Annotated in this window: 24 protein-coding genes; 16 read left to right on the top strand and 8 right to left on the bottom strand. The window is 66.8% G+C overall.

Translation table 11 applies throughout. The features are described from left to right. Nucleotides 1-6: 6 nt before the first annotated feature. Nucleotides 7-771, bottom strand: a complete 765-nt coding sequence (locus CG716_RS18825; RefSeq protein ID WP_094482369.1) for a CPBP family intramembrane glutamic endopeptidase — start codon at nt 769-771, stop codon at nt 7-9. Between the two features lie 18 nt (nt 772-789). Further along, nucleotides 790-1,560 carry a DUF2470 domain-containing protein gene (locus tag CG716_RS18830; RefSeq protein WP_094482371.1) on the bottom strand — a complete coding sequence of 257 codons (771 nt, stop codon included), beginning with the start codon at nt 1,558-1,560 and terminating at the stop codon, nt 790-792. A 97-nt stretch (nt 1,561-1,657) separates the two neighbouring features. Here CG716_RS18830 and pheA point away from each other — a divergent pair, with 97 nt between their 5' ends. From pheA to CG716_RS18865, 6 genes are all read left to right on the top strand, one after another. Then, the gene (gene pheA / locus CG716_RS18835) at nt 1,658-2,578 is read left to right on the top strand and encodes a prephenate dehydratase (RefSeq protein WP_094482373.1); all 921 of its coding nucleotides are present in this window, start codon (nt 1,658-1,660) and stop codon (nt 2,576-2,578) included. After that, nucleotides 2,575-3,261 (top strand): histidine phosphatase family protein, encoded by a 687-nt coding sequence (locus CG716_RS18840; RefSeq protein ID WP_094482375.1) that lies wholly within the window; start codon nt 2,575-2,577, stop codon nt 3,259-3,261. The genes pheA and CG716_RS18840 overlap by 4 nt, the downstream gene beginning before the upstream one ends. Nucleotides 3,262-3,672: 411 nt before the next feature. Next, complete coding sequence (locus CG716_RS18850; RefSeq protein WP_094482379.1) at nt 3,673-3,933, top strand: hypothetical protein; 261 nt, start codon at nt 3,673-3,675, stop codon at nt 3,931-3,933. Between the two features lie 39 nt (nt 3,934-3,972). After that, nucleotides 3,973-5,583, top strand: coding sequence for a S53 family peptidase (locus CG716_RS18855; protein WP_094482380.1), 1,611 nt, complete (start codon nt 3,973-3,975; stop codon nt 5,581-5,583). Further along, nucleotides 5,580-6,794 carry a PrsW family intramembrane metalloprotease gene (locus CG716_RS18860; protein WP_094482382.1) on the top strand — a complete coding sequence of 405 codons (1,215 nt, stop codon included), beginning with the start codon at nt 5,580-5,582 and terminating at the stop codon, nt 6,792-6,794. Before CG716_RS18855 ends, CG716_RS18860 begins: the two co-directional genes overlap by 4 nt. Further along, nucleotides 6,791-7,534, top strand: coding sequence for a hypothetical protein (locus CG716_RS18865; RefSeq protein WP_094482384.1), 744 nt, complete (start codon nt 6,791-6,793; stop codon nt 7,532-7,534). Before CG716_RS18860 ends, CG716_RS18865 begins: the two co-directional genes overlap by 4 nt. A 7-nt stretch (nt 7,535-7,541) precedes the next feature. Here the strand turns inward: CG716_RS18865 and CG716_RS18870 are convergent, their stop codons facing one another. Further along, nucleotides 7,542-7,892, bottom strand: a complete 351-nt coding sequence (locus CG716_RS18870; protein ID WP_094482386.1) for a metallopeptidase family protein — start codon at nt 7,890-7,892, stop codon at nt 7,542-7,544. After that, entirely contained in the window at nt 7,892-9,322 is a 1,431-nt protein-coding gene (locus CG716_RS18875) for a septum formation family protein (protein WP_094482388.1), read from the bottom strand. The genes CG716_RS18870 and CG716_RS18875 overlap by 1 nt, the downstream gene beginning before the upstream one ends. A 119-nt stretch (nt 9,323-9,441) precedes the next feature. On the opposite strand from CG716_RS18875, the gene serS reads away from it, so the two are divergent. The 3 genes from serS to CG716_RS18890 all read left to right on the top strand — a co-directional run bounded on the left by serS (nt 9,442) and on the right by CG716_RS18890 (nt 12,863). Next, nucleotides 9,442-10,695: a serine--tRNA ligase gene (serS, locus tag CG716_RS18880; protein WP_094482390.1), complete on the top strand. Its 1,254-nt coding sequence runs from the start codon at nt 9,442-9,444 to the stop codon at nt 10,693-10,695. Next, on the top strand, nt 10,692-11,510 hold the full coding sequence (locus tag CG716_RS18885; protein ID WP_094482392.1) for a DUF5718 family protein: 819 nt from the start codon (nt 10,692-10,694) through the stop codon (nt 11,508-11,510). Before serS ends, CG716_RS18885 begins: the two co-directional genes overlap by 4 nt. A 177-nt stretch (nt 11,511-11,687) precedes the next feature. After that, entirely contained in the window at nt 11,688-12,863 is a 1,176-nt protein-coding gene (locus tag CG716_RS18890) for a hypothetical protein (RefSeq protein WP_094482393.1), read from the top strand. Nucleotides 12,864-12,952: 89 nt separating this feature from the next. Here CG716_RS18890 and CG716_RS18895 read toward each other — a convergent pair whose 3' ends face one another. Continuing rightward, the gene (locus CG716_RS18895) at nt 12,953-13,291 is read right to left on the bottom strand and encodes a hypothetical protein (protein WP_094482395.1); all 339 of its coding nucleotides are present in this window, start codon (nt 13,289-13,291) and stop codon (nt 12,953-12,955) included. Further along, entirely contained in the window at nt 13,288-14,838 is a 1,551-nt protein-coding gene (locus CG716_RS18900) for an MBL fold metallo-hydrolase (RefSeq protein WP_094482397.1), read from the bottom strand. The genes CG716_RS18895 and CG716_RS18900 overlap by 4 nt, the downstream gene beginning before the upstream one ends. 86 nt (nt 14,839-14,924) lie before the next feature. On the opposite strand from CG716_RS18900, the gene CG716_RS18905 reads away from it, so the two are divergent. From CG716_RS18905 to CG716_RS18915, 3 genes are read left to right on the top strand one after another with little or no spacing between them, the layout of a single operon-like run. Further along, nucleotides 14,925-15,692 (top strand): lysophospholipid acyltransferase family protein, encoded by a 768-nt coding sequence (locus CG716_RS18905; protein WP_094482399.1) that lies wholly within the window; start codon nt 14,925-14,927, stop codon nt 15,690-15,692. A 5-nt stretch (nt 15,693-15,697) separates the two neighbouring features. Then, nucleotides 15,698-16,444, top strand: a complete 747-nt coding sequence (locus CG716_RS18910) for a lysophospholipid acyltransferase family protein (protein WP_094482401.1) — start codon at nt 15,698-15,700, stop codon at nt 16,442-16,444. Beyond that, nucleotides 16,444-17,256, top strand: coding sequence for an HAD family hydrolase (locus CG716_RS18915; protein ID WP_207760720.1), 813 nt, complete (start codon nt 16,444-16,446; stop codon nt 17,254-17,256). The genes CG716_RS18910 and CG716_RS18915 overlap by 1 nt, the downstream gene beginning before the upstream one ends. A 7-nt stretch (nt 17,257-17,263) precedes the next feature. Here the strand turns inward: CG716_RS18915 and CG716_RS18920 are convergent, their stop codons facing one another. After that, a complete protein-coding gene (locus CG716_RS18920; RefSeq protein WP_094482403.1) occupies nt 17,264-18,904 on the bottom strand; it encodes an N-acetylmuramoyl-L-alanine amidase in 1,641 nt (546 codons plus the stop codon). 162 nt (nt 18,905-19,066) lie between these two features. Next, entirely contained in the window at nt 19,067-19,960 is an 894-nt protein-coding gene (locus CG716_RS18925; protein ID WP_094482404.1) for a hypothetical protein, read from the bottom strand. A 243-nt stretch (nt 19,961-20,203) separates the two neighbouring features. Here CG716_RS18925 and glf point away from each other — a divergent pair, with 243 nt between their 5' ends. The 4 genes from glf to CG716_RS18945 are packed head-to-tail and all read left to right on the top strand — an operon-like array spanning nt 20,204 to nt 24,850. Next, nucleotides 20,204-21,457, top strand: a complete 1,254-nt coding sequence (gene glf / locus CG716_RS18930) for a UDP-galactopyranose mutase (protein WP_234817916.1) — start codon at nt 20,204-20,206, stop codon at nt 21,455-21,457. Next, complete coding sequence (locus CG716_RS18935; RefSeq protein WP_094482406.1) at nt 21,454-23,394, top strand: glycosyltransferase; 1,941 nt, start codon at nt 21,454-21,456, stop codon at nt 23,392-23,394. Before glf ends, CG716_RS18935 begins: the two co-directional genes overlap by 4 nt. Next, nucleotides 23,387-23,929, top strand: coding sequence for a phosphatase PAP2 family protein (locus CG716_RS18940; protein ID WP_094482408.1), 543 nt, complete (start codon nt 23,387-23,389; stop codon nt 23,927-23,929). The genes CG716_RS18935 and CG716_RS18940 overlap by 8 nt, the downstream gene beginning before the upstream one ends. Nucleotides 23,930-23,935: 6 nt before the next feature. After that, on the top strand, nt 23,936-24,850 hold the full coding sequence (locus tag CG716_RS18945) for a decaprenyl-phosphate phosphoribosyltransferase (protein ID WP_094482410.1): 915 nt from the start codon (nt 23,936-23,938) through the stop codon (nt 24,848-24,850). The last annotated feature ends 39 nt before the right edge of the window (nt 24,851-24,889 follow it).

Below are 24,889 nucleotides of genomic sequence, written 5' to 3' on the forward strand. Positions count from 1 at the left end.
CCCGGCTCACTTCAGCCAGCCAAGATGACCGGCGAGTGCGACGTAGCCTACGAACGCGACAGTGTCGATGACGCCGTGCGCGATCACCAGTGGCCACAACCGGCCGGTGCGGCACCAGGCGTACCCGAACACCACACCCATCGCCAGGTTCCCCAGCCCCGCGCCGAAGCCTTGATAGAGGTGATACATCCCGCGCAACACGCTCGAGGCCAGGATCGCCCGGTTTTGACTCAGCCCCAGCTGTTTCAACCGCGTGATCAGGAAGCCGACGACCACGACCTCCTCGGCGAAGCCGTTTGCGAATGCGGACAGGATCAGCACCGGGATACGCCACCAGGTGTCGTGCAGCGCGGCCGGCTCCACGTCGGCGTTCATGCCGAGCCAGCGGCCGGCCAGATACAGCAGCAGCCCGGGAATGCCGATCAGCGCGGCCAGACCCAGGCCGCCCAAGACGTCACGCCAGCGCACCCGCCCGAGCCCGAGCCGAGCTGGGGTGATCCCGCTGCGCCACAACAGGTAAAGGCCGAGCGCACCCCACGCCGCCAACTGGGCAACCGAGGTCAGGTTCAGGCCGAGGTTGATGAGGTCATAGCGGGATAGGTTGGGGTTCAATCGAACTCGGTGTCCGGCGAGCCCGGATAGCACCGCGTCGAAGAGTTGCAACATCGCAATGACGGCGCTGACCCCAAAGGTGACGGCGAGCATGACGCCGACTTCGATGCGCAGTCCACGCCGGTCGGTGCTCAAGAACTCGTCGCGGGTGGCGCTCACCCCGACACGGTATCGGCCCTACATTCGGCGTGCGCGCAGCCCGTTGACGAACGGGCAACCCATCAGGAGCCGGATGGCGCGGCCCAGTCCGGGGACGTCGTGCACCGGCTCGCCGAACGGCAGGCGGACATCGTGGTCGCCGTCGATACCTTCGACGCGCAACCGGACGCCATACCGGTCGAGGCCCAACGGGCGAACCCGGCCCCGCCGCAGTGGCGCGGGCAGCTTGCCTGCCAGCCGGGCGAGCACCTCAGGATGGTCGGTGTCCAGATGCTGGAGCCAGGCCGACTCGAACTCACAGAACGGGTCCGGCGCGGCGGCCATCAGGTCGTGCAGGCCGACGGTCTCGGCGCCGGCGGCGTCGGCCACGACGACGGACTCTGCCTCCAGAAGGAGAAGCTCTTGTCCCGACCCGACGTCCAGCAGGGCCGGGTTGGGGTGGTCGGTGGCGATCATGTCGACCATGGCCCGCACCGCGTGTTCAGGCACGCTCTGGACGCGGCCCCGGATCCACACCAGTGAACGCACCGGCTCGCGCAGCGGTAGCGGAGCGTAGTCGGTGAGCTCGAGCACGGCGGCAACACCATCGGTGCCGGCGGCACGGGCGCGGACGGCCAGCGCGGATGCATTGGGCAACGTCACGGCGAAGGATCCGCCGGGCAGCAGGTGGTGAACGGGAGTGGTGGCCGGTGCGACATCGTCGGCGACCAGCATCGCCCCGGACCCACGCGCACAGGCGCTGCGGACGCGTTCGGCGGTGGACGGCGTTGTGAGCGTCGCTGAGGTCATCGCGCACCCTTCTAGTAAGTGAGGTAAGCCTAACTTAACTATTGTCCGCACGGTCGCGCAAGCCTTTCCCACGCGACCGACCCGATAGGGTTGAACCGTGGCCCGCATCGCCTACCTCGGTCCCGAGGGCACGTTCACCGAAGCGGCACTGCTCAAGATGTGCGCTGCCGGCGTGGTTCCTGGTGACGGAGGCGTGCAACCCGAGCCGACGGACAGCACACCCGCGGCCCTGACGGCCGTCCGCGACGGCACCGCCGATTTCGCCTGCGTGCCGATCGAAAACTCCATCGAAGGAAGCGTGCTGCCCACCCTGGACAGCCTGGCCAACGGCTCGCCGCTGCAGATCTACGCCGAGCTCACCCTGGATGTCGCATTCAGCATCGTCGTGCGCGACGGCCGCGATGGCGGCTCGGTGCGTACGGTCGCGGCCTTTCCCATCGCCGCCGCGCAGGTCCGCCAGTGGCTGGCCGAGCATCTGCCGGACGCCGGCCTCGTCCCGGCCAACTCGAACGCCGCCGCCGCAATGGATGTGGCGGCCGGGCGTGCCGACGCCGGTGTCAGCACGGCATTGGCCGCCCAGCGTTATGGACTGGCCACCCTGGCCGACGGCGTCGTCGACGAAGCCAACGCCAGGACGCGGTTCGTACTCGTCGGCCGGCCGGGCCCACCGCCCGCTCGCACCGGCGCCGACCGCACCTCGGTCGTGCTGCGGATCGACAACGCCCCAGGTGCGCTGGTATCCGCGATGAGCGAATTCGGCATCCGTGACATCGACCTGACCCGCATCGAATCCCGACCCACCCGCACCGAGCTGGGCACGTACGTCTTCTTCCTGGACTGCGTCGGTCACATCGACGACAGTGCGGTCGCCGAAGCGCTCAAAGCGTTGCACCGCCGCTGTGCCGACGTTCGCTACCTGGGGTCTTGGCCGACGGAATCGGCGACCGGCGCGACACCACCGCAACTCGACGAGGCCGACCGGTGGCTGGCCCGGCTCAGGGAGGGCGATCCGGCATGAGTGGACGGCTGATCCTCCTGCGTCACGGCCAGTCATACGGCAACGTCGAGCGCCGCCTCGACACCCGTCCACCAGGGGCGGACCTGACCGATCTCGGCCGGGAGCAGGCCCGTGATTTCGCCCGGGCGCGCAGCCGCCCGCCCGGGCTGCTGGTGCACTCGATCGCGCGGCGAGCAGCCCAGACCGCGGCCGAGATCGGTAGCCAACTGCAGCTGTCTGCGCATGAGTTCGACGGCATCCACGAGGTGCAGGCCGGCGAGCTGGAGAACCGCAACGACGACGACGCGATCGCCGAGTTCAACGCGATCTACCAGCGCTGGCACCAGGGTGAGCTGACGGTCTCCATGCCCGGTGGGGAAAGTGCCAGCGACGTGCTGGACCGCTACCTGCCGGTAATCACCGATCTGCGGCTGCGCTACCTCGATGATCATGCCTTCGCCGACGATATCGTCGTGGTCAGCCACGGCGCGGCGATCCGGCTGATCGCCTCCACGCTGGCCGGAGTAGAGAGCAGTTTCGCGCTCGACCACCATCTGGCCAATGCCGAATCGGTGGTATTGGCGCCGATTACCGACGGTCGGTGGAGCTGCGTTCATTGGGGCTCTCTCAGCCCGCCGTTCTATCCCGAATCCGATGTTCATCCGGTCGAGGATGCATTGGAATCCAGCGACCCGATGGGTTGATTCCGGCCTAGCCCGCCAACCGATCTGATGTTTGCTGAGTGCAGTCACATCCGACGGTGTCGCAATCTATTACGAAAGTATGAAGAACCAGTTCGGGACTGCCGCATCCGCCCTCGGTGCACTCTGCGCGATGCGCGGTGTGACGAATCAGCGTACCGTGGCAATGTCCCAGGCCAGCGGTGCATTCGCGACAGCTTCGTACCATGCTTCGTTCTTAGCATCGGCGGCCGCGGAAGCGCTGTTGCCACGCGGGGTCCGAGTTCCTCATTTTCGCCCGTAGCAAAAGTTGCTATGCAATAGCTGATGCGGTGAGTTATCTTGAGTGTCCTCGGCCCTTCGGGGGTGGGCTGGTTTAACTGCCGGGCCAGCCAGCGACACATATGAATCCCGGCTTGAAAGTAAGGACTGATCATGATGTCAGGTCGTTTGACTCGGCAGATTGCGCTTGTAGCTGGCGGGCTGGCGATCGTCGGCATGGGCACGCTGACCGCTTGCGGTAAGAGCGGTAACAACGCCCCCTCGAGCACCACGTCGACCACGTCGTCGAGCGCTCCCGCGCCTTCGCCCACTGAGAAGGCTGTGACGCCTGGTGGCCCCAACTCCTTCTCGCCCACCGTCAAGGCCCCGCCGGCTCCGACCGCGCTGCCTGGCAACGTCATCACTGGCGGCTAATCTGCTCGGTCCGCACCCGTCCGCAGCCCTCTACCGACAGTGACCGGGGTACACCGCCTCCGAGCGCTGTCTGTAGTGGTGCTGTTGGGTGTGCTGAGCGCCGCCGCAGTACTGGTCGCTGATCTCCATCGGTCCTCGGCACCCGCCGAGTCCGGGAAGATCAGCGGCCCGTACGCGTCTTTACTCGCAAGTTCCGTCGATCTCGGCCCGGCCCGCACTGACCATGTTCAGCTGACCGCCGCGCTGCGCGACGACTCTCGGCCCGACCTCCTGATGGGATGGGCTGGCCAACAGAAACTTTCGGTGCGCTGGCGCCCCGGCGACAGCTGGGCGATCCTCGAGGGCGATCCCGCCGCCGTCTCCGGCGCATTCGACGTCGACGTCCATGACTACCGCGGAAAGCGCGGCCAGGTGTTCTACGCCTCGCCCCAGCAGCCTTCCGTTCCTCAGTCGCTGAACGCCGAGGTGACCGGGCTCGGCCGCATCCTGGGTTATTCGCCGTATCGCGAGTCCAAGGTCTGGATGCTCCCGCTTGAGGTTCCCGACCAAGGCCTGAATCCCAGCGCCTTGCTGCGCACGTACAACGTCATGCCGCTGCACGACAAGGGCTACACCGGCAAGGGCACCACTGTCGTCGTGTTCGCCTTCGACGGCTTCGACCAGGCCGACCTCGACACCTTCGCGAACAGCTTCAACCTGCCGAAATTCACTCCGGACGTGGTCGGCGGTATGCCGCCCGCGCGCCGCGGCGAGGCCACGATGGACCTCGAGGCCATCCACGCGCTGGCCCCCGACGCCAAGAAGGTACTGGTCAACGCGCGCTCCACCGTAGAGGGCGACGGGTCGTACGAGAAGATCGCGAAGCTGATGGAGGACACCGAACGGAGCTATCCGGGCGCGGTGTGGAGTTTCTCCATCGGGTGGGGCTGCGACAAACTCATCACCGCCGCCGACCTGGTGCCGGTGCGCGCAGCGCTGGCCACCGCGCATCGCTCGGGCACGACGGCGTTCGATGCCAGCGGCGACCTGGCCGGCTTGGACTGCAAGGGCGGCGACGAATGGTCCGCGCCGCCGGGCGACAACGACGTCGGACTCGACGCGGTGGCCTCGCTGCCCGAGATGGTCGACGTCGGCGGCACCACGGTGTCGACCGACGCGAACGGCAACTGGCTGGCTGAGCAGTCGTGGTTCGACCCGCCACTGTCCCAGGGCACCGGCGGCGGTGTGTCGGCGCTGTACGAGCGCCCGGACTGGCAGAAGGGTGTCGATGCCCCCAATGGCGCCGGCAAGCGGCTTACGCCGGATATCGCGGCCGTCGCCGACCCGTTCACCGGGGTGCAAATCGTGTTCGGCCAACAGCTCATCACCGGTGGCGGCACGTCGCTGGCCGCGCCCGTCTGGGCGGGATTGACCGCGGTGATGAACCAGTACGTCGTCGACCACGGCGGCTCGCTGATCGGCGACCTCAACCCGATCCTCTACAACATCGCCGAAGGCACGCCGCTGCCGGCGTTTCATGACGTCGTCCTCGGCGGCAACGCCGTGGCCAACGCCGGCCCGGGATATGACCTGGTCACCGGGCTGGGAACGCCCAACGTGGTGAACCTCGCGCAGAATATTCTGGTGACGCAGAAGGTGGTCTCCCGATGACGACACCTGATGACGACGGCGTGCCGGTGATGCAGTGCGGGGTCTGCCAGATCGATGTGCCGGCAGGCGCGTTCTGCGGCTACTGCGGCGGCCATCTGGCCTCGGAGCCTGCCCGCGGACCTGGATGGTTGCGCAAGCTGCGCGGCGACACCTTCGGCGCGTCCCCCGGCGAGAGCGTCCTGCTGCCGGCGATCGCCAGCTCGCTGTTCCCGCACCTGCCGCAGAAGTCCCGCGCCCCGTTCCGGGTGGGTCTGGCGCTGATCCTGGTCGGCCTCGTCGTCTTCGCGATCGTGAAGATGCCCGCGGCGCTGATCACTGTGGCCGCCCTGGGGCTTCCGCTGCTGTTCGTGCTCTACCTTGTCGAGTCGGCCGTCTACCGCGATATGTCGCCGTGGTCGTTGGTGCTGGCGGGCACGCTGGGTGCCGCCCTCGGAGTGGGCTACGTGCTGTTGACCGGCGAGATCGTCGCCCGCGCGTACGGCGTCCCGATGGCCGCCGGTCTGGCGATCCACCATCTGTTGCGCGAGGGGGTGATGATCCCCGCCGGTGGGATGATCCTCACGCTGATGCCGACGGTCCTCGTGCGCCTGCTGCAGCCAAAGTCGCGAGAGTCGTTGGACGGCTTCGTGGTTGGCGCACTGTCGGCACTGACGTTCGCCGCCGGCGCCACCCTGACCCGGCTCGCTCCGCAATTCGCCACCGGCCTGCTGGCCCACAGCCGGCCCATCAAGGGGCTGATCGTCGAGGCAGTCCTGTGTGGCGTCACGATTCCGCTCACCGCCGCGGCGGCCGGCGGCATGATCGGCATCGCGCTGTGGTTCACAGGACAGTCCGATAATCCGCACGAGCATCCCGGCCGGATTCGCGCCATCTTGTTCGCGCTCGCGGTCGTGGTGGTGCTGATCCACGTCGGCGTCTCAGTCACCGACATCGTCGGGATGGAGCAACTCCGGATGCTCGCGGTCCATGTCGTCATGACGCTGGTCGTGCTGGTGCTGCTGCGGATCGGCCTGCAACTCGCGCTGCTACACGAGGCACACGATCCCATCGACCAGCACGAGCCGCTGCTCTGCGTCCACTGCGAGCATGTCGTGCCGGACATGGCGTTCTGCCCCGCCTGCGGCGTCGCGACGCGGGCGTCGTCCCGTGCGTCGCGGCACGAGCGGCGCGAATCACGGCCGGTGCGACAGGTTGCCACGGAGGGTTCGTGACCGCACCGTCGGCTGCTTCCGACGAGGAGCAGTTCCCGGGCTACGCGCTGCCGCCCGGCACCTACATCGCACCGGAGATCCCCCGCACCCGGTTCACCCGCACGGTCGGGGTGTGGACGGCGGGGATCGTCGTCGTCGCCGCGGCGTTGGTCGGGGTGTCGTTGATGGTGACCAAGAAGGTCCCGCGGTACATGTGTCCGCCGGAATGCGGTGCCCCGCCGATGGGTAAACCGGTGACCGGCTTGCCCCGGTTCACCGCAGCCGACGGCTCGTTCTCGGTGTCCTACCCGGCGCCCGGCTCGGCCTACGAGATCTCCACCAAGGACAACGGTGTGACCGCGAATTTCACCGGCGGGGATACCGGTGCGCTGCAACTCTTCTCGGAACCTGCCAGGGGGCGCACCCCCGAGACCATCGCCCGGGATCTGCTGAAACAGAAGTTCCCCGACGCCAAGATCGCCTACGAGATTCCCAATGCGATGGTCGGCTATCAACGGGGATACGGGGAGGTGGCCGACACCTGGCCACAGGGCACGAGCAACAGCTACATCCGCATCCGGACCGTACTGTTGGTGGCGGTCAAGAATGATCTGGCACTGGTGGCCGGCGCGGTCGGCCCCTATCACGCCTTCGGCCCGGACTTCGGCCCCGGCCTGCCGTCGGGCGCGAACGTGGAGATTGCTCAGGATATGGGCAAGTATGTCAACAGCTTCAGGTGGCAGGGCGACCCGCCGCGCTGAGAATTGCTCAACCCCAGCCTAATTCGTGTAGTCGGTCATCGTCGATACCGAAATAGTGTGCAATCTCGTGGATTACGGTGACCGCAACTTCCTCGACCACCTCGTCTTCGGTATCACACATGTCCAGCAAGGGTTCTCGGTAGATCGTCACGGTGTCGGGTAGTGATCCGGCGTAGCTGGAATCGCGTTCGGTCAGCGCGACACCTTCGTAGAGGCCCAGCAGATCGGGGTCTTCGGGGTGGTGGTTTTCGACCAGTATGACGACGTTGTCGATCGCCTTGGCGAGTCCGGGCGGAATCAAATCCAGTGCGTCGCCGACCAATTCCTCGAACCGCTGTGGGTTCATCGAGACGGGCACTAAGCCGGCGGGGGAACGGCGTCGACCGGTCCGGGTGCGGGTCCAGGTGCGGGTCCGGGGGCCGGGCCTGCGGGGGGCTGCGGCCCGTCCATCGGCGGCGCGTCGATGGGCGGCGCTGCGGGCTGAGCAGGCACGAACTGGCCGTTGAGGACGTTGCCTTCCTGCGGCGGGGCGCTGTCCTGCGGCACGGTGCCCGCCGTCGAGCCAGGCCCCGCTGTCGTGGTGGGCGTCTGCGACTGGGTGCTCGGCGACGTCGACTGTTGCGGCAGATGCTGGGTCTGGGTGGACTGTGTGGACTGACTGGTGTCGCTTGTCGACGGCGAGTACTGGGTGGTCGGTATGTCGGGCAGCAGCGGGATCGAGGGAAGGCTCAGCCGCTCCTGCGGAATGTCCGGCGGGGCTACCGGGGGCATCCCGTTGATCAGCAGCGGGCCCTTGGCGGGGTTGATCAGGGTCGCCCACCCACCGTTGCCGAGCGTGGCGCCGATGCTACAGGCCACCTGGTGGCTACCGGCGGTCCAGCTCGGCAGCGAGATCGTGCTGTAGATCAGCGTCAGGGTGGTGGAGCGCAGCTGTACGGGCGCTAAGTAGGCATCGGTCATCCGGGTGCAGGCGTCCTTGATGAACGCGTCCTGGTCGGCGTCCGACGGCAGGCCGCCGTTGAATTTCTCCGCCAGGTTCACCGCACCGGTGACCTCCATCGCGTGCGGCGCACCGCAGTCCACCGGGACGTCGGTGGGCTCGTTCGTCGACGGCTCGATACCGAGGCAGGTTCCGGCCGGCCAGACCTTGGACTGGTCGACCTCGGCTACGCGGCCCTTGAACGCCATCTGCTGGTTGTCAGCGCCTGGGAGCTGCAGACCGCACAGCATGCGGCGCTCGCCGTCCTGCTTCCAGGCCTTGTCGCCCGACCACAGCATGCTGATCGTGAACTTGCTGTTGGGGTCGAACTTGTCGCCGAGGTAGCGCTCAACGGCAGGCTGGCACTGTTCGAGGCTGATCTGCTGGATCCGCGCGGCGGTCGGCGGGGCGGCGTCCGGGCCGTACTCGGTGCCGGGATAGGTCCGCATGTCGACGGACTCGGCGACCTCGAAGCGGTGGTCGTTCTTGCAGTCGACGATGGTCGCCGCGTCGGGGTTCTTGTCCGGCCAGTTCAGGCAGCTGCCTGCCTTCGCGTTGGCAAAGGCCGCGGTGCCCTTGCTGCCCGACAGCGGGTTGGAGCCGGCATACCCGGCCAGCCGGTTGTTCATCCCGATCGGCAACGCCGTCGCCACACCGGCGATCAGCAGGCCGCCGAGCGCGGTCAGCAGCAGCACCCGGCGGGTCGAAGTCGCCTGAAAAGTGCCCAGAAAGGAACGCCGCGACGCGCCCGCTTCGGGCAGCTCGGGCGACACGTCCTCACGCTCGGTTAACTGCAACATCGCCTCCATTGTGGCAGTCGCGCGCAGCCGTGTGACAAGTGATGCAGTTGTACTGTTATGGGGTTGTGCTGTGTGTTCGGTCGGAGGGGCCGGCGCGGGGATCGACGGCAATAGCTAGGGTTGCGGGCGTGATCGACCTGAAACTGCTGCGCGACGACCCCGATGCGGTACGGCGGTCCCAGCTCAGCCGTGGTGAGGACCCAGGCCTCGTCGATGCCCTACTGGACGCTGATACCGCCCGCCGCGCGGCGATATCGACCGCCGATTCACTGCGAGCCGAGCAGAAGGCCGCCAGCAAAAAGGTCGGTTCGGCATCCCCCGAGGAGCGGCCCGCTCTTCTCGAGCAAGCCAAAGAACTTGCCACCCAGGTCAAGTCGGCCGAAGCCGCGCAGACAGCAGCCGAGGCGGCGTTCGCGAGCGCGCACATGGGCATCCAGAACGTCATCATCGACGGCGTCCCTGCGGGCGGCGAGGACGATTTCGTCGTGCTCGACGTGGTGGGTCAGCCGCGCGAGATCGAGAACCCGAAGGACCACCTCGAGCTCGGCGAGACGCTCGGGCTCATCGACATGGAACGTGGCGCGAAGGTGTCCGGCTCGCGGTTCTACTTCCTGACCGGCCGGGGCGCACTGTTGCAGCTCGGCCTCCTGCAGCTGGCGGTGCGCCTGGCCACCGACAACGGCTTCACCCTGATGATCCCACCGGTTCTGGTGCGACCCGAGGTGATGGCCGGAACCGGATTCCTCGGCGCTCACGCCGACGAGATCTATCACCTGGAGGACGACGACCTGTATCTGGTCGGCACGTCCGAGGTGCCGCTGGCCGGCTATCACTCCGACGAGATCCTCGACCTGTCCGGCGGCCCGGCGCGCTACGCCGGGTGGTCGTCGTGTTTCCGGCGGGAAGCCGGCAGCTACGGCAAGGACACCCGAGGCATCATCCGGGTGCACCAGTTCGACAAGGTGGAGGCGTTCGTCTACTGCCGGCCCGAGGACGCCGAGGCCGAGCATCAGCGCCTCCTGGGCTGGCAGCGCCAGATGCTCGCGCTCATCGACGTGCCCTATCGGGTGATCGACGTCGCCGCGGGCGATCTGGGCTCGTCAGCGGCGCGCAAATTCGACTGTGAGGCATGGGTTCCCACCCAGCAGGCCTACCGCGAGCTGACCTCGACGTCGAATTGCACGACGTTCCAAGCTCGTCGGTTGGCCACCCGCTACCGCGACGAGAACGGCAAGCCACAGATCGCGGCGACGCTCAACGGCACACTGGCCACCACCCGGTGGCTGGTCGCGATCCTGGAAAACCATCAACAACCCGACGGCAGCGTGCGAGTTCCCGCCGCCCTGGTGCCCTACGTTGGGACGGAGGTCCTGCAACCGTGATCGAACTCGACCTCGATGAAGTCAAAAGCTGGTTCGGCTTCGGCGTCGCCGGAAACTTCGCCGGCCATCTCGAACAGGCCGGTGAGGCAGTCGATTTCGTCAATGTCGCCAGCGAGGGCGTCGCTCCCAAGGGGATCTTCCCGTGGTATGCGCCCGGCCACGACGGCTTCCTGGGCGAGTTCCCGCTGTCGCACGACGCATTGATGGTGCCCACTGAAGGCTCAGACGATGGGGGTCCGCTGAACCTGCAGATCGAACCCGAGGTCGGGTTGGCCTGCGATGTGGTGTGGGAGGGCGACACCGTCGTCACGCTTCGGCCGTTCGCGCTCGGCGCGTTCAACGACTGCTCGATCCGCCGCCCCAACGCACCGAAGATCAGTTACAAGAAGAACTGGGGCCCGTCCTCCAAAGGTGTTGCGCACCAGTTCTTCGACATCAGCGACCTCACTCCGGACGGCCCCACGGCCACCTTGCGGCTGCTGTGCCACCTGCGCACCGCCGACGGCGTGCACCACGAGTACGGGGTGGATAGCCCGCTGTTGGGCTACTCGTACTACGGCGAAGTGCTGCTGGACTGGATCGTCGAGCGGCTGGCCAACCAAAAGGGTTCGCCCGATACCCCTTTGGAGGATGTCGGCGCGTTGATGGTGGCGTCCGGACGGCCGAAGCGGGTGCTGATCGGCATCGGCGCGACCCGCTACACCGAGCTGGGCGAGTCGACGTATCTACAGCCGGGCGACGAGGCGATCGTGCGGGTCTACGACACCGACAGCGACGCGGCATCCGAACTGCGCCAGCTGGTCTGGGAGTCGTAGTACATCGCGACGTTTGGTCGATATGGGATCCCGGTCGCGGCCCTTAGGCGGCCCGGCGGCTCATGAACGGGTCGCGCCGAATCCGGATGCTCCGGAATTTGTCGAAATCGGGGACGCGCAACTTACCATCAAGTAAGTTACTTCTCCGTAAGATTACTACGGAGTAAGGGAGAAGCAATGCAGGCATTGCTGCGTTCGAAGGTTTCCGCCGGCATCGCGATCGTCGGTGCGAGCGCGATCGTCGTTTCGCCGATATCGGTCACGGTACCCGACATGCAGGTGCCGGCTATCCACATGTCGACCCTTGCGACGGCACTCGCGTCAACGTCCCAGAGCCTGCCCACCTGGGCGCAAGTCATCGAGACCACATTCAGCAACATCGCCACGCTGGGGACTCAGGTACAGGGCGATCCCGATCCGATCCTGCAGCAGATCATCACCAACCAGCTCGCCAATGCCGCCACCATCTCGACCGCCCTGGGAGGCGCCTTCGGCGGCCTCGTCGCTGGTCTGACGGCGCTGCCCGAGGCGTTTCTCACCGCGACCCAGCAGCTGGCGGCCGGCCAGTTCAGCGATGCCGTACAGACGCTGTTCCAGGGCGGGCTCGGACTGGTACTGGCTCCCGTGATCAGCCTGCTCCCGGTTTTCAACATCCCCGGACAGATTGCGAAGAACGTCTCCAACGTGCTCAATGCGCTGCCGAATATCCTCCTGGGCGTCGGCCTTGCCGCAATCTCCCCGATTGCGGGCGCCGTCTATGCGTTTGGTGACGCCGGGCAACTCGTCGTCGACTCGCTGCAGGCCGGGGATGTTGCGGCGGCCATCCGCACCCTCATCAAGATCCCTGCCGCAGTGACGGATGCCTTTCTCAACGGATATCCGGCACAGTTCACCGTGGGGATCCTCACCCCGTATGCGAGCTCCCTCGGATCGGGCTTGATCGCCAACTTGTTGGCCGCGCGCGACACGATTGCCCAGGCACTGGGTGCGCCGGTACCGCCGTCGTCGGCGGCTCTGGCCGCGCGGTCGGCTGCTCCGTCCGCCGAGGTTGCGACCCCGTCGAAGGAGACCCCGACCGAGGGCTCAGCAGGGGCGGGCAATGCCGCCGGTTCGGCTACAACCGACTCGGCTCCGAGCACGGGTGCGTCGCTCAAGAAAACAGTGACCAGCGATGGCAACAAGGCGGTGCCCGGAGCGACCACCAGCCCGACGGCAGCTGCCGGTACCGGTTCCGAGACGGGATCCGGGGCGGGCAGCACTGCAGGTGGCCAAGGGGGCGAGGGAGCCAAGAAGGGCCAAGGTGGCAGCGGCCGTAGCTCTGCTAAGGCTGGGGCGCACAGCGGCGGCGCCTAGTAATTGCAGCATCCACACCCGGTAGTCCGTCCCGTCGTGGGCCGGGCTACCAGGTGTGGGACTGTCGCTCTGTTTGCCTGAACGCGGGCTTAGTCTTCCAACAGCCCGTCGAGCGTTGCCAGGAACTCCCGCGGCTTGACAGGCGTGAACGCCGGGCTCGGATGGGTGCCGGGCACATCGAGGGTGACCAGCGTCGACTTGATCGGGCGGTAGATGTCCAGTGGCAGCCAGCGCCGCAGATCCGAACTGCCCCACAGCCGGAAGCGCTGCATCCAGACGCCTAGTGGCTCGGCTTTGTAACCCTTGATCGCTTGCAGCGGAATCACTTTCGCGGTGCCCGAGGGAAAGTGGTAGCGGCGCAAGGTCAGCGCGAAGCGATCGAGTTGCACCAGGCCGTCGTCGTAGTACTGCTGCGGCGGGGCGCTCATTGGCGGGAACACCGCAATTCGTGTCCCTTGGTCGTCAGGCAGCGGCCGTTCTCCAGATTCCACTGCCAGCCGTGCAAGTTGCACGTCAACGTCGAGCCTTCCACCACGCCGAATTTCGACAGATCGGCCTTCAGGTGCGGACAGCGGCGCTGCATCGTCCAGCCGTCCAGCACCACGTCGCTGCTGTCGTCGTGCGCCTCGGCGAACCAGCCGTCCGCGTAGGCGATTCGCTCGTCGGTCAGGCACTTGAAGAAGGTGTACAGGTACTCGTTGTACCCGCCGACCCGCCACGCCCGGAACCGGGTGGACAGGAAGATCGTGTTGACCCAGTCGGGCTCGTCGTCACGCAGCACCGTGCGAACCAGTTCGGGTGCGATCTCGAAGCCGTAGCGGAATTTCTCATCTGCGACCGGTTCGCGCACAGCGCGTTTCGGGAAGTCCACCACGACCGTCTCGGGGCCGATCCGCAGTTCCACCGGATAGCCGATGCCGTCGCAGATCTGATCGCTCTGCAGCATGATCGGTTCGAACTTCGCCCGTAGCGGTTCCAGCACCGACTCGCCCGTGGCCGGTGCCCACCCGGCCTTCTCGGCGGCCAGCACCGGGGCCATCCGCTCGGCATATTCGGCGATGTAGTCGGCCTTGCCGGTGGTGAAGATCGCCTCCACTTCGGCCGTCGGGATCGGATGTGTCAACGAATCCAGTTGTGTGCCGGTGAACTCCGCCACCGACCCGGGGATCATCAGCAGCCCGCCGTCGTTGCCGTTGCGCCGCATCTGCTCCAGGAAGACCATCTGGTCGGGGAAGATGTTGGCGGGATCGCCGTGGTCGTCGTTGAGATCGCGCAGCGCGGGGTCCAGGAAGCAGGGCGGCCCCGCTGACGGGATCACCCACGTCGCGTCGATATCGGAGATGAACTGCCGGCAGCGGTCCATACCGCGCTGGCGCTTCTGCGTGCCGAACGACTCTTTGGCGCGCGCCGGCATGTCGTAGACCATCGGGTACCAGATCGCGCCCGAGTACTGCAGCATGTGCACGTCGATATGACCGAACGCGTCGGTCAGCACGTCCAGCGCCAGCGGCCGTGAGTCGTTCATGTTGAACAGCGTGGTGGTGCCGTCCGAGACGATCAGTCCGGAGTCGCCGATCGGCCCGTCGGCCGGCGCCCGCAGAGCGACGATCATCACGTCCAGTTCACCCTTGGGGCCGTCGATCCGGTGCTTGACCGAGTCGGTGGTCTCGTAAAACCGGTGAAAGCCCAGTTTCTCGAGTTCGCGCCTCAGATCGGGTACCGGGAAGTCCGGCAGCAGCACGACAGCGTCCTTGTTGACGTACTCCGCGAGAAGCTTCGGGTCGAAGTGGTCCTTGTGCAGGTGCGAGACGTAGAGGTAGTCGCAGTCACCCAGGGCTGCCCAGTCCAGGTCGGTGTTGTCCGGGAAGACGAACCACGAAGCGAAGTAAGCGGGGTTCAGCCACGGGTCGCAGAGGATGCTTCCCGCCTGGGTGTCGATCCGAAAACCGGCGTGACCGATGCTGGTGACCTGCACAAATTCCCTTTCCCCTGGTCGCTGCACCCGAGACGAGCTTAGCGGTCCGTGGGCGGCCCGCGTCGGCAGCGAGCTAGGCTAACCGCGTGGAACCGGTATACGGGACTGTCATCCAGCTCGCCCGCCTGACTTGGCGGGTCCAGGGGCTGAAGTTCACCGTGACCGGCGCCGAGAACCTGCCCGTCACGGGCGGCGCGGTGATCGCCATCAATCACACCAGCTATTTCGATTTCACCTTCGCTGGCCTGCCCGCCTATCTGCAGGGCCGCGGCCGCAAGGTGCGGTTCATGGCCAAGCGCGAGGTCTTCGACTCCAAAGTCACCGGGCCCATCATGCGCAGCCTGCGACACATTCCGGTGGACCGGGACAGCGGGGCCGCCTCCTTCGACGCGGCCTGCCTGGCGCTGAAGGCCGGCGAGCTGGTGGGGGTGTACCCGGAGGCCACGATCAGCCGCAGCTTCGAGCTCAAGGATTTCAAGTCTGGGGCGGCGCGCATGGCTATTGCCGCCGACGTGCCGATCGTCCCGCACATCGTGTGGGGCGCTCAGCGCATCTGGACCAAGGGGCATCCGCGCAAGATGTGGCGGCCCAAGGTGCCCATCACGATCGCGGTGGGCGAGCCCATCGCACCGACGCTGCCGGCCAATGAGCTGACCGCGCTGCTCCACTCGAGAATGCAGCACCTCCTGGAAAGCGTGCAGGACAACTATGGCCCGCATCCGGCCGGCGAATTCTGGGTCCCGCACCGACTGGGCGGCGGGGCGCCCACACTGGCCGAAGCGTCCGCCATGGACGCGGCCGAGGCCGCCGAGAAGGCGGCCCGACGAGCGCAGCGACCGGATCCGCCGGGGTAAGCAGGATGGAACCTGTTTTCCGCGCCCTGGAGATCGTCGCGTCGATGGCGGTCCGGGCGGCGGGGACCAAGATCACCTTCGAGGGTCTCGAGAACATCCCCGCCCGCGGTGGTGCCGTCGTTGCGATCAACCACACGAGCTACGTCGACTTCCTGCCCGCCGCGCTGGGCACCCGGCGGCGCAGGCGCCGTGTCCGGTTCATGATCAAGGCCGAGATGCAGCACGTGCGGGTGGTGAACTTTCTGATCAAGCACACGGGCACCATCCCGGTGAACCGGCAGGCCGGCGCCGATGCATACGCCGAGGCCGTCCGCCAGCTGCGCGCCGGCGAGCTCGTCGGGGTCTATCCCGAGGCCACCATCAGCCGGGCCTTCATCCTCAAAGAATTCAAGAGCGGAGCTGCTCGCATGGCGCTGGAGGCCCAAGCCCCGATCATCCCCTGCATCGTGTGGGGAGCCCATCGGGTGTGGACTAAAGATCATCCGAAACAGCTGCACCGCAGGAAGATTCCGTTCACAGTGCGGTTCGGCCCGCCGCTGCTGCCGCATGGGACAGCCGCGGAGCTCGAAGCCGAGCTCAGACACCGGATGGGCACGATCCTGCGTGATGTGCAGCTGGTCTATCCGCATCCGCCGGGGGAGTATTGGGTTCCGGAGTCGCTCGGTGGCGCGGCGCCCGGCCTGGCGGAAGCCAAGAAGCTCGACGACATCGAGCTGGCCGAACGTGCCCGTCGCGCAACGGAACACCGCTGATGCTGCCTGCGCTGATCGCCACCGACGTGGACGGAACGCTGCTCGACGACGACGAGCGCATCACGCAGCGCACCCGGCGGGCGGTGCGGGCTGCGGTGGCGTCCGGCGTTCAGTTCGTATTGGCGACGGGTCGCCCGCCGCGGTGGGTGCCTCCGGTCGTCGAGGAGCTGGGTTTCGCCCCGATGGCGGTGTGCGCCAACGGGGCGGTGATCTACGACTCCGCCCAGGACCGCATCATTTCCGCGCGCACCTTGCCGGTCGACGTGCTCGCCGAGATCGCCGAGATCGCCGCTCGGGTGATTCCGGGCGTGGGTCTGGCCGTCGAGCGAGTCGGCCGCAGCGCGCACGACTCGGCAACCCCACAGTTCGTGAGCTCGCCCGGCTACGAGCACGCCTGGCTCAACCCGGACAACACCGAAGTCTCGATCGAGGATCTGCTCAGCGCGCCCGCGGTGAAGCTGCTGATCCGTAAGGCCGGCGCCCGTAGTTCGGACATGGCCGTCGAGCTCGCCAAACACATTGGGGTACAGGGTGATATCACTTACTCCACCAATAATGGCCTGATCGAGATCAACCCGCTGGGAACCAGTAAGGCCACCGGGGTCGCGGAGATCGCCGAGCCGCTGGGGATAACCGCCGAGGACGTGGTTGCGTTCGGTGACATGCCCAACGACGTGCCGATGCTGCTGTGGGCCGGCCTCGGTGTCGCGATGGGCAATGCCCACCCGGATGCGCTGGCCGCGGCTAACGAGGTGACCGCACCCAATACCGACGACGGGTTGGCTCGGGTTCTCGAACGCTGGTGGCTGTAGCCCGCGACTAGCTCACCGGCTCCGGCGCCGGATTCGTCGCGCGGGTGAACCGCTCGAGTTGCACCGGCGGTCCGTCAGCAGGCGGCGGCGGCATCACCAGCGTGAGCGCGTCGACCACCCGCAACACATTGTGAGTCTGCCGGTCGAAGTTCAGCGTGCCGTGCTGGAAGTTCTGCACGATCCATTCGGGTTCTTGGATCTCGCCGCTGGTCGGCAGGCCCAGCGCGCCGCGCTCGTAGCCCAGTGACGCCCACGCTTCGTAGATGGCACCCGTGAGTGGCTGCGCCTCGGTGTTCGGCGACCAGTAGATGGCGCCGTGTTCGAACGTCACGTACCGCGCATCGCCGTCGGCCGACGCCTCGGGTGACGTCGGCATCCCCAGCGGTCCGTCTTTGCCGCCCATGGCTTCCCACTTGGCGAAGATGGCACCGCCGCGCAAAGATTCGATGAGATCCGGCGGTCGATTGAATCGTGCTGCGATATCGCGGATTTGACCGAGTGCGGCGTAGCCCGCGTTGCCCGGGCACGCGGTGTTGCCGACGTCGCGGTGGGCGAAGATCGTCGGGAGGGTGGGAGTCGCTCCCGCGGGGAAGAAGGTGTATTCGCTGCCCGCCGACGTCAGGGTCACGGTGCCCAGCGGGTTCACCCGGTCCAGGCCCAACCGCCAGCCGAGCAGCCGGCCCACGGTGCGGATCAGGATGTCGGTGGGCGGTACGTCTTCGAAGTCGCCGATCATCGAGACGCCCCACACGTCGCGGTTGAATCCACCTGTGTGCGAACCGAGTACGTCCTTGGTGATACCGCCTGCGCGGCCTTCGAAGACCTGGCCGTATTTGTCCACCAAGGCGTTGTAGGCGATGTCGCACCACCCTAGGGTGCGGGTGTGATAGGCGTAGATCGAGCGGACGATGGCCGCGGAGTCTTCCGGCGCGTAGTCGTTGCTTCCCGCGGTGTGGTGCACGACCGCCGCGCGAATCCCAGGGCCGTACACGGTATTACCGCAGCGCATGTGCTCGTCGGCGCCCCACTGGCTGCGGCTGATGATGTTCGGCGGCTGCCCAGGCCCGAGCGCGGCGGTCGGCGGATTCCACTGCGAGTCGACGGGCGCTTTCGGCGGGGTGATCAGAACAGCCGAGATGTTCTGCGCGAAGGGCTGTTCGGCGGTGGCGGGCACATAGCCGAGTTCCTTGCCGGCGTCGAGCCCGGTCTCGGGCGGCGCGCTGGTGATCGGTGCGTTGGGGGGCCGAGTGACGGCGATCTGCACCGATGTTGTGTTGCCGACGAACACCGGGTCGGTGCCGCGCGGGCCGCCGCCTTGCGTGTCGTCGGCGTTGGACTCGAGCGTGTCCGCGTTGTACCACGGGCCCCAGCTTCCGTCCGCCTTCTTGGCGCGCACCCGGGCGGACGTTCCGGTGAGGTCGGTGCCCGTCAGCGCCACCATGGAGAACGGTGTCGGCTGGCTGATTTCGCGGATCGTCATACCGCCGCCGAGCCCGGTGAGGGGTTGCTGGGACAGGACCGTATCCGCGGCACTGGAGCCGTCGCGGTGTTCGGAGCCGGGCACCCCGGTGATCGCCCACGGCAGGATGACGACGGTCGCCGCGATGGCGGTGAACACGAGCGTCGGCGCGGGTCGACGGGGCAGCACAAGGCGATGTTACGTATGTGCTATCTGATACCAGTGTTTCGACACGGGCCAGTGTGAAGAAAGTGAAACTGCAAGCCTGCAACGGCACCGCAGGGGCCTCTCCGGGTTCACTGACCTAGCGGCCTGACCCACCCTGCGGTGCCGTTCCGACGCAGGTCCTTGTTAACCGGCCGGTGCCGCTGCCGGGGCAGCGGCGGCCGCCGGGGCAGCGCCTTGCATCGCTTGGGTGATCGACGGCATGACTACCCCTTTGAGCAGGTCGAGTGCCTGTCCGACGCCAAGCTGGTTGGCGGCGCTGCTCAGGTCACTGATCAGCCCGCCCGAGCTGGACGAGGTGCTCGGCATCGCCAGCGAGGGATCGCCGAGGATCGGGTACGTCCCGGCTGCCGGCGCGCTGATCGGCGTCTGGCCCAGGCCGAGGCCTGTCGCCGACGGGGTCAGCCCGGGCGTCGTCAGCCCCGGAGTGGCGGTTCCCAGCGCGGGTGTGGTCAGCGCGGGGTTGGTCAGCCCGGGATCGGTCAGCCCGGCCGCGGCCGGCGGCGTGGTGACCCCCGGCGTGGTCAGGCCGGGCGTGCTGAGGCTCGGCGTGGTCAGCCCGGGCGTGCTGACGCTCGGCGTGGTCAGACCGGGTGTGGTCAACCCGGGTGTGGTCAGACCGGGTGTGGTCAGACCTGGCGTGGTGAGACCGGGTGTGGTCAGGCTCGGGGTGGTGAGGCCCGGTGTGCTCAGGCTGGGTGTGGTGAGACCGGGCGACGCCAGGCTCGGCGTCGTCAGGGTCGGGCCGGCCTGGGCCGGCTGGGCACCCGCCGGGCTCAGTCCCGTCGGCAGCGGCGGGAGGTTGATCCCGAACTGCGACAGACCCTGCTGTAGCGCAGACATCAGCTCGTTGGGCAGGTCGGTCACCACTGCAGCGCGGACGAACTCACGCTGTTCGGGTGCCTTCTGCGGGGTGGCGGTCAGTTCGACCACGCCAATAGCGGCAATTGGACTTGCGACGGCCAATGCGGCGACTGCGCTCATGGCTGTCGAGAGCTTGCGTCGACGGCTGTTAGGCACGGAAGTCTCCTCAATATCTAGACAACGTTCGTGTCTGATTACTTCGTGAGCCCGGAAAACGGCCGTGCGCCGTGCCCGAAGCCAACGTGATTGATGGTACGGCTGTGACTAGTGAGACTGGAGTGACGATGCGGAATCGTGAGCCAATTGCGACCTGGACTCGTTACGAGCCACGTGATTTGCCGCTCGTACCCCGGCTTGCGATGCGGGCCACACCGCACGGGTCCGATAACCTAGGCCCCGATGAGCACGTCAGAATCCCGGGTCGCTCCGCTCCTGCCCGCCGGTCCAGAATCCCCGGCCGCTGAAAGCTCCTTTGACCTTTTCGTGGTCGGCTCCGGTTTCTTCGGCCTGACCATCGCCGAGCGGGTGGCCAGCCAGCTCGGCAGGCGGGTACTGGTCGTGGAACGCCGGTCGCACATCGGCGGCAACGCCTACTCCGAGCCCGAGCCGCAGACCGGCATCGAGATCCACAAGTACGGCGCGCACCTGTTCCACACCTCCAATACGAAGGTGTGGGACTACGTCCGGCAGTTCACCGACTTCACCGGATACCAGCACCGGGTGTTCGCCATGTACGGCGGGCAGGCCTACCAGTTCCCGATGGGACTGGGCTTGGTGGCGCAGTTCTTCGGCAAGTACTTCACCCCGGACGAAGCGCGCCAGCTGATCAAGGAGCAGGCCGCCGAGTTCAAGACCGACGAGGCCACCAACCTCGAGGAGAAGGCCATTTCCCTGATCGGCCGTCCGCTCTACGAGGCGTTCGTCAAGGGGTACACCGCCAAGCAGTGGCAGACCGACCCCGCCGAACTTCCCGCGGCGGTCATCAGCCGCCTGCCGGTGCGCTACAACTTCGACAACCGCTATTTCAACGACACCTACGAGGGCCTGCCCGTCGAGGGCTACACCACGTGGTTGGAGAACATGGCTGCCGACGACCGCATCGAGGTGCGGCTCGACACCGATTGGTTCGACGTCCGCGATGCCTTGCGGGCCCAGAACCCCGACGCCCCGGTCGTGTACACGGGCCCGCTGGATCGCTACTTCGATTATGCCGACGGCCGACTGGGCTGGCGCACCCTGGACTTCGAGCTCGAGGTGCTACCGACCGGTGATTTCCAGGGCACCCCGGTGATGAACTACAACGACCTCGACGTGCCCTACACCCGCATCCACGAGTTCCGTCACTTCCATCCGGAGCGCGACTACCCGACCGACAAGACGGTCATCATGCGGGAGTACTCGCGATTCGCCGCCGACGACGACGAGCCGTACTACCCGATCAACACCGAAGCCGACCGCGCGGTACTGGCCGCCTACCGGACCCGGGCCAAGAGCGAGACCGCCTCGGCGAAGGTTCTGTTCGGTGGCAGGCTGGGCACATACCAATACCTGGACATGCACATGGCGATCGCCAGTGCGCTGAACCTGTACGACAACACCCTGGCGCCACACCTGCGCGACGGGGCTCCGCTGACTGAAAGCAGCACAGAATGAGCGAGATTCCGTCCGGCCCGATCACGGCCGGCGAGACCAAAGCTGTCAGCCTGCTGGCCCGGGTTATCCTGCCGCGGCCCGGTGAGCCGCTCGACGTACGCAAGCTCTACATCGAAGAGTCGGACACCAACGCACGCCGCGCGCACGCCCCCACTCGCACCACGCTGGAGATCGGCGCCGAGTCCGAGGTCTCGTTCGCGACCTACTTCAACGCGTTCCCTGCCAGTTACTGGCGACGCTGGTCGACGCTGGAGTCGGTGGTCCTGCGCGTCGAGCTGACGGGATCGGCTCGCGTCGACGTCTACCGGTCCAAGGCCACCGGGGCCCGAATCACTGTCGGCGGAACCGAAGTCAGCAGCCCGGACGCGACGACGCCGACCGCCGCGGAGTTCGAGATCGGGCTCGACCCCTTCGAAGACGGCGGCTGGATCTGGTTCGATATCACCACCGACACCAAGGTCACCGTGGACAGCGCGGGCTGGTACGCGCCCGTGCCTGCGCCCGGCCGGGCCAGCGTCGCGGTGGGGATACCGACGTTCAACCGGCCCGCGGACTGCGTCAACGCGCTGGCGGCGCTCACGTCGGATCCGTTGGTGGACAACGTAATCAGTGCCGTCATCGTCACCGACCAAGGCACCGACAAGTCCACCGAACACCCCGACTTCCCCGCCGCTGCGGCGCGGCTCGGTGACCGCTTGTCGGTTCACCACCAACCCAATCTCGGGGGTTCGGGCGGCTACAGCCGGGTGATGTACGAGGCGCTGAAAAACACCGACTGCGAACAGATCCTGTTCATGGACGACGACATCCGCATCGAGCCGGACTCGGTGCTGCGGGCCTTGGCGCTCAACCGGTTCGCCAAGTCGCCGACCCTGGTGGGCGGGCAGATGCTCAACCTGCAGGAGCCCTCGCACCTGCACGTCATGGGTGAGATGGTCGACTCCGGGAACTTCATGTGGACTGGCGCGGTCAATACCGAATACGACCACAACTTCGCCAAGTACCCGCTCAACGACGAAGAGGAATACCGCAGCAAGCTGCTGCACCGCCGGATCGACGTCGACTACAACGGCTGGTGGATGTGCATGATCCCGCGGCAGGTCGCCGAGGAACTCGGCCAACCGCTGCCGCTGTTCATCAAATGGGACGACGCCGACTACGGCCTGCGGGCCGGTGAGCACGGATATCCCACCGTCACGTTGCCCGGCGCGGCGATCTGGCACATGGCCTGGAGCGACAAGGACGACGCCATTGACTGGCAGGCCTACTTCCACCTGCGCAACCGGTTGGTGGTGGCCGCCTTGCACTGGGACGGAAACGTCAAGGGCCTGATCGCCAGCCATATGAAGGCAACACTCAAACACCTTCTGTGCCTTGAGTATTCGACAGTCGCAATCCAGAACAAGGCGATGGACGATTTCCTCGCCGGACCGGAACACATCTTCTCGATCCTGGAAGCCGCGCTGCCCGAGGTGCGCGCACTGCGGATGCAGTACCCCGACGCCGTGGTGCTGCCCAGTGCGACCGCGCTGCCCACCCCGTCGGATAAGCGGTGGCGCAAGAAGGTCAGCATCCCGACCAACCCGCTGTCGATCTCGTGGCGGCTCGCCCGCGGTGTCGCCCATCAACTCAAGCCGCACGATCCTGTGCACCACGAGCGCCCGCAGATCAACGTCGCGACGCAGGACGCCCGTTGGTTCTCGCTGTGCCGTGTCGACGGTGTCACCGTGACCACTGCCGACGGCCGAGGAGTGGTCTACCGGCAACGCGACCGCGCGAAGATGTTCGCGCTGCTGCGCGAATCGACACGTCGCCAGGTGCAACTGGCCCGCAAGTTCAACCGGATGCGCAAGGTCTATCGCAAGGCGCTCCCGGTGCTGGCCAGCAAGGAGAAGTGGGAAACGGTGCTGCTCGAGAACTCCTCCGCCGATGCCTGACGGCCTGCCGGTCGCCCCGCCCGCGAGCGGCGAAGTCGCCGCCCTTGTCGCCATCCAGTCGACGCTGGGCACGCCGCCGGTGATCGAGGTGGCCCGCGCGATGTCCCACTTCGGTGAGCACGCCCAGGGCTGGGTGGCGGTCTCGGCTTTGGGGGCGCTGGTCATGCCGAAGCGCCGCCGCGACTGGGTTTTGGTGGGCGTCGGAGCGGTGGCCGCGCACGCGGCCGCCATCGCGATCAAGTTGGTGGTGCGGCGCACGCGTCCCCACCACCCGGCGATCACGGTGAATGTCGGCACGCCCAGCGCGCTGAGCTTTCCCTCGGCCCACGCCACCTCCACAACTGCCGCGGCTATGCTGCTGAGCCGGGCCACCCGGTCGCCCCTGCCGCTGGCAGTGGTTCCCGCGATGGCCTTGTCGCGGCTGGTGCTCGGTGTGCACTACCCGACCGATGTGCTTGCCGGGGCGGCGGTGGGCGCCGTGGTTGCGCGGACGGCAGCGTGTTTCGCCTCACCGCAGAAGGAGAAGCGGAAATGAGCGCCCATGAGTGAGGAAGCGGCACCGGTCATCGGTCCGCCGAGCAATCTGTTCAGCGGGATCATCAAGGCCATCCGCCCCCGTCAGTGGGTCAAGAACTCGCTCGTGCTGGTCGCTCCGCTGGCGGCCCTGGGCCGGGACGCGCACTACAACTACGCCGACGTCGGTATCAAGGTATCGATCGCGTTCGTGGTCTTCTGCCTGGCCGCGTCCTCGATCTACCTGATCAACGACGCCCGAGATGTCGAGGCCGACCGTGCCCACCCCACCAAGCGATACCGGCCGATCGCGGCCGGCGTGCTGCCGGTCGGACTGGCCTACGGCATCGCCGCGGTGCTCGCCGTGGCGTCGCTGGCCATCTCCTGGTGGCTGACTCCGCAGCTGGCGTTGGTCATGGGCATTTACATCGGTATCCAGCTGGCCTACTGCTTCGGCCTCAAACACCAAGCGGTGCTGGACATCTCCATCGTGTCGTCAGGCTTTTTGATCCGGGCCATCGCCGGTGGTGTGGCTGCGGGCGTGCCGCTGTCCCAGTGGTTCCTGCTGGTGATGGCGTTCGGCTCGCTGTTCATGGCGGCCGGCAAGCGCTACGCCGAACTGCAGCTCGCCGAGCGCACCGGCGCCAAGATCCGCAAGTCGCTGGAAAGCTACACAAGTTCTTACCTGAGGTTCGTGTGGACATTGTCGGCCACGGCGGTGGTGCTCTGCTACGGCCTGTTTGCCTTTGAGCGCGACGGCAGTACCGGATCGTGGTGGGCGGTGTCGATCGTGCCGTTCACCATGGGCATCCTGCGCTACGCGATCGACGTCGATGGCGGAATGGCCGGCGAACCCGAGGAGATCGTGCTCGGCGATCGGGTGTTGCAGCTGCTGGGGTTGGTGCTGATCGGAACAGTCGTTGCAGCGATCGCCTTCAGTTGAGCCGCTGACATCCCAGTCGGGGCCGGCCGAGGCCGGACC

Source organism: Mycolicibacterium sphagni (assembly GCF_002250655.1).
In the GTDB taxonomy this organism is placed as follows: Bacteria; Actinomycetota; Actinomycetes; order Mycobacteriales; family Mycobacteriaceae; genus Mycobacterium; species Mycobacterium sphagni.

Excerpts from the sequence above, each read along its gene's own strand:
- CG716_RS18915 (WP_207760720.1), top strand. The coding sequence starts at position 16,444 with ATGCTGCCTGCGCTGATCGCCACCGACGTGGACGGAACGCTGCTCGAC.
- CG716_RS18910 (WP_094482401.1), top strand. The coding sequence starts at position 15,698 with ATGGAACCTGTTTTCCGCGCCCTGGAGATCGTCGCGTCGATGGCGGTC.
- glf (WP_234817916.1), top strand. The coding sequence starts at position 20,204 with ATGAGCACGTCAGAATCCCGGGTCGCTCCGCTCCTGCCCGCCGGTCCA.
- CG716_RS18945 (WP_094482410.1), top strand. The coding sequence starts at position 23,936 with ATGAGTGAGGAAGCGGCACCGGTCATCGGTCCGCCGAGCAATCTGTTC.
- CG716_RS18860 (WP_094482382.1), top strand. The coding sequence starts at position 5,580 with ATGACGACACCTGATGACGACGGCGTGCCGGTGATGCAGTGCGGGGTC.
- CG716_RS18850 (WP_094482379.1), top strand. The coding sequence starts at position 3,673 with ATGATGTCAGGTCGTTTGACTCGGCAGATTGCGCTTGTAGCTGGCGGG.
- CG716_RS18830 (WP_094482371.1), bottom strand. The coding sequence starts at position 1,560 with ATGACCTCAGCGACGCTCACAACGCCGTCCACCGCCGAACGCGTCCGC.
- CG716_RS18940 (WP_094482408.1), top strand. The coding sequence starts at position 23,387 with ATGCCTGACGGCCTGCCGGTCGCCCCGCCCGCGAGCGGCGAAGTCGCC.
- CG716_RS18875 (WP_094482388.1), bottom strand. The coding sequence starts at position 9,322 with ATGGAGGCGATGTTGCAGTTAACCGAGCGTGAGGACGTGTCGCCCGAG.
- CG716_RS18890 (WP_094482393.1), top strand. The coding sequence starts at position 11,688 with ATGCAGGCATTGCTGCGTTCGAAGGTTTCCGCCGGCATCGCGATCGTC.
- CG716_RS18895 (WP_094482395.1), bottom strand. The coding sequence starts at position 13,291 with ATGAGCGCCCCGCCGCAGCAGTACTACGACGACGGCCTGGTGCAACTC.
- CG716_RS18935 (WP_094482406.1), top strand. The coding sequence starts at position 21,454 with ATGAGCGAGATTCCGTCCGGCCCGATCACGGCCGGCGAGACCAAAGCT.
- CG716_RS18840 (WP_094482375.1), top strand. The coding sequence starts at position 2,575 with ATGAGTGGACGGCTGATCCTCCTGCGTCACGGCCAGTCATACGGCAAC.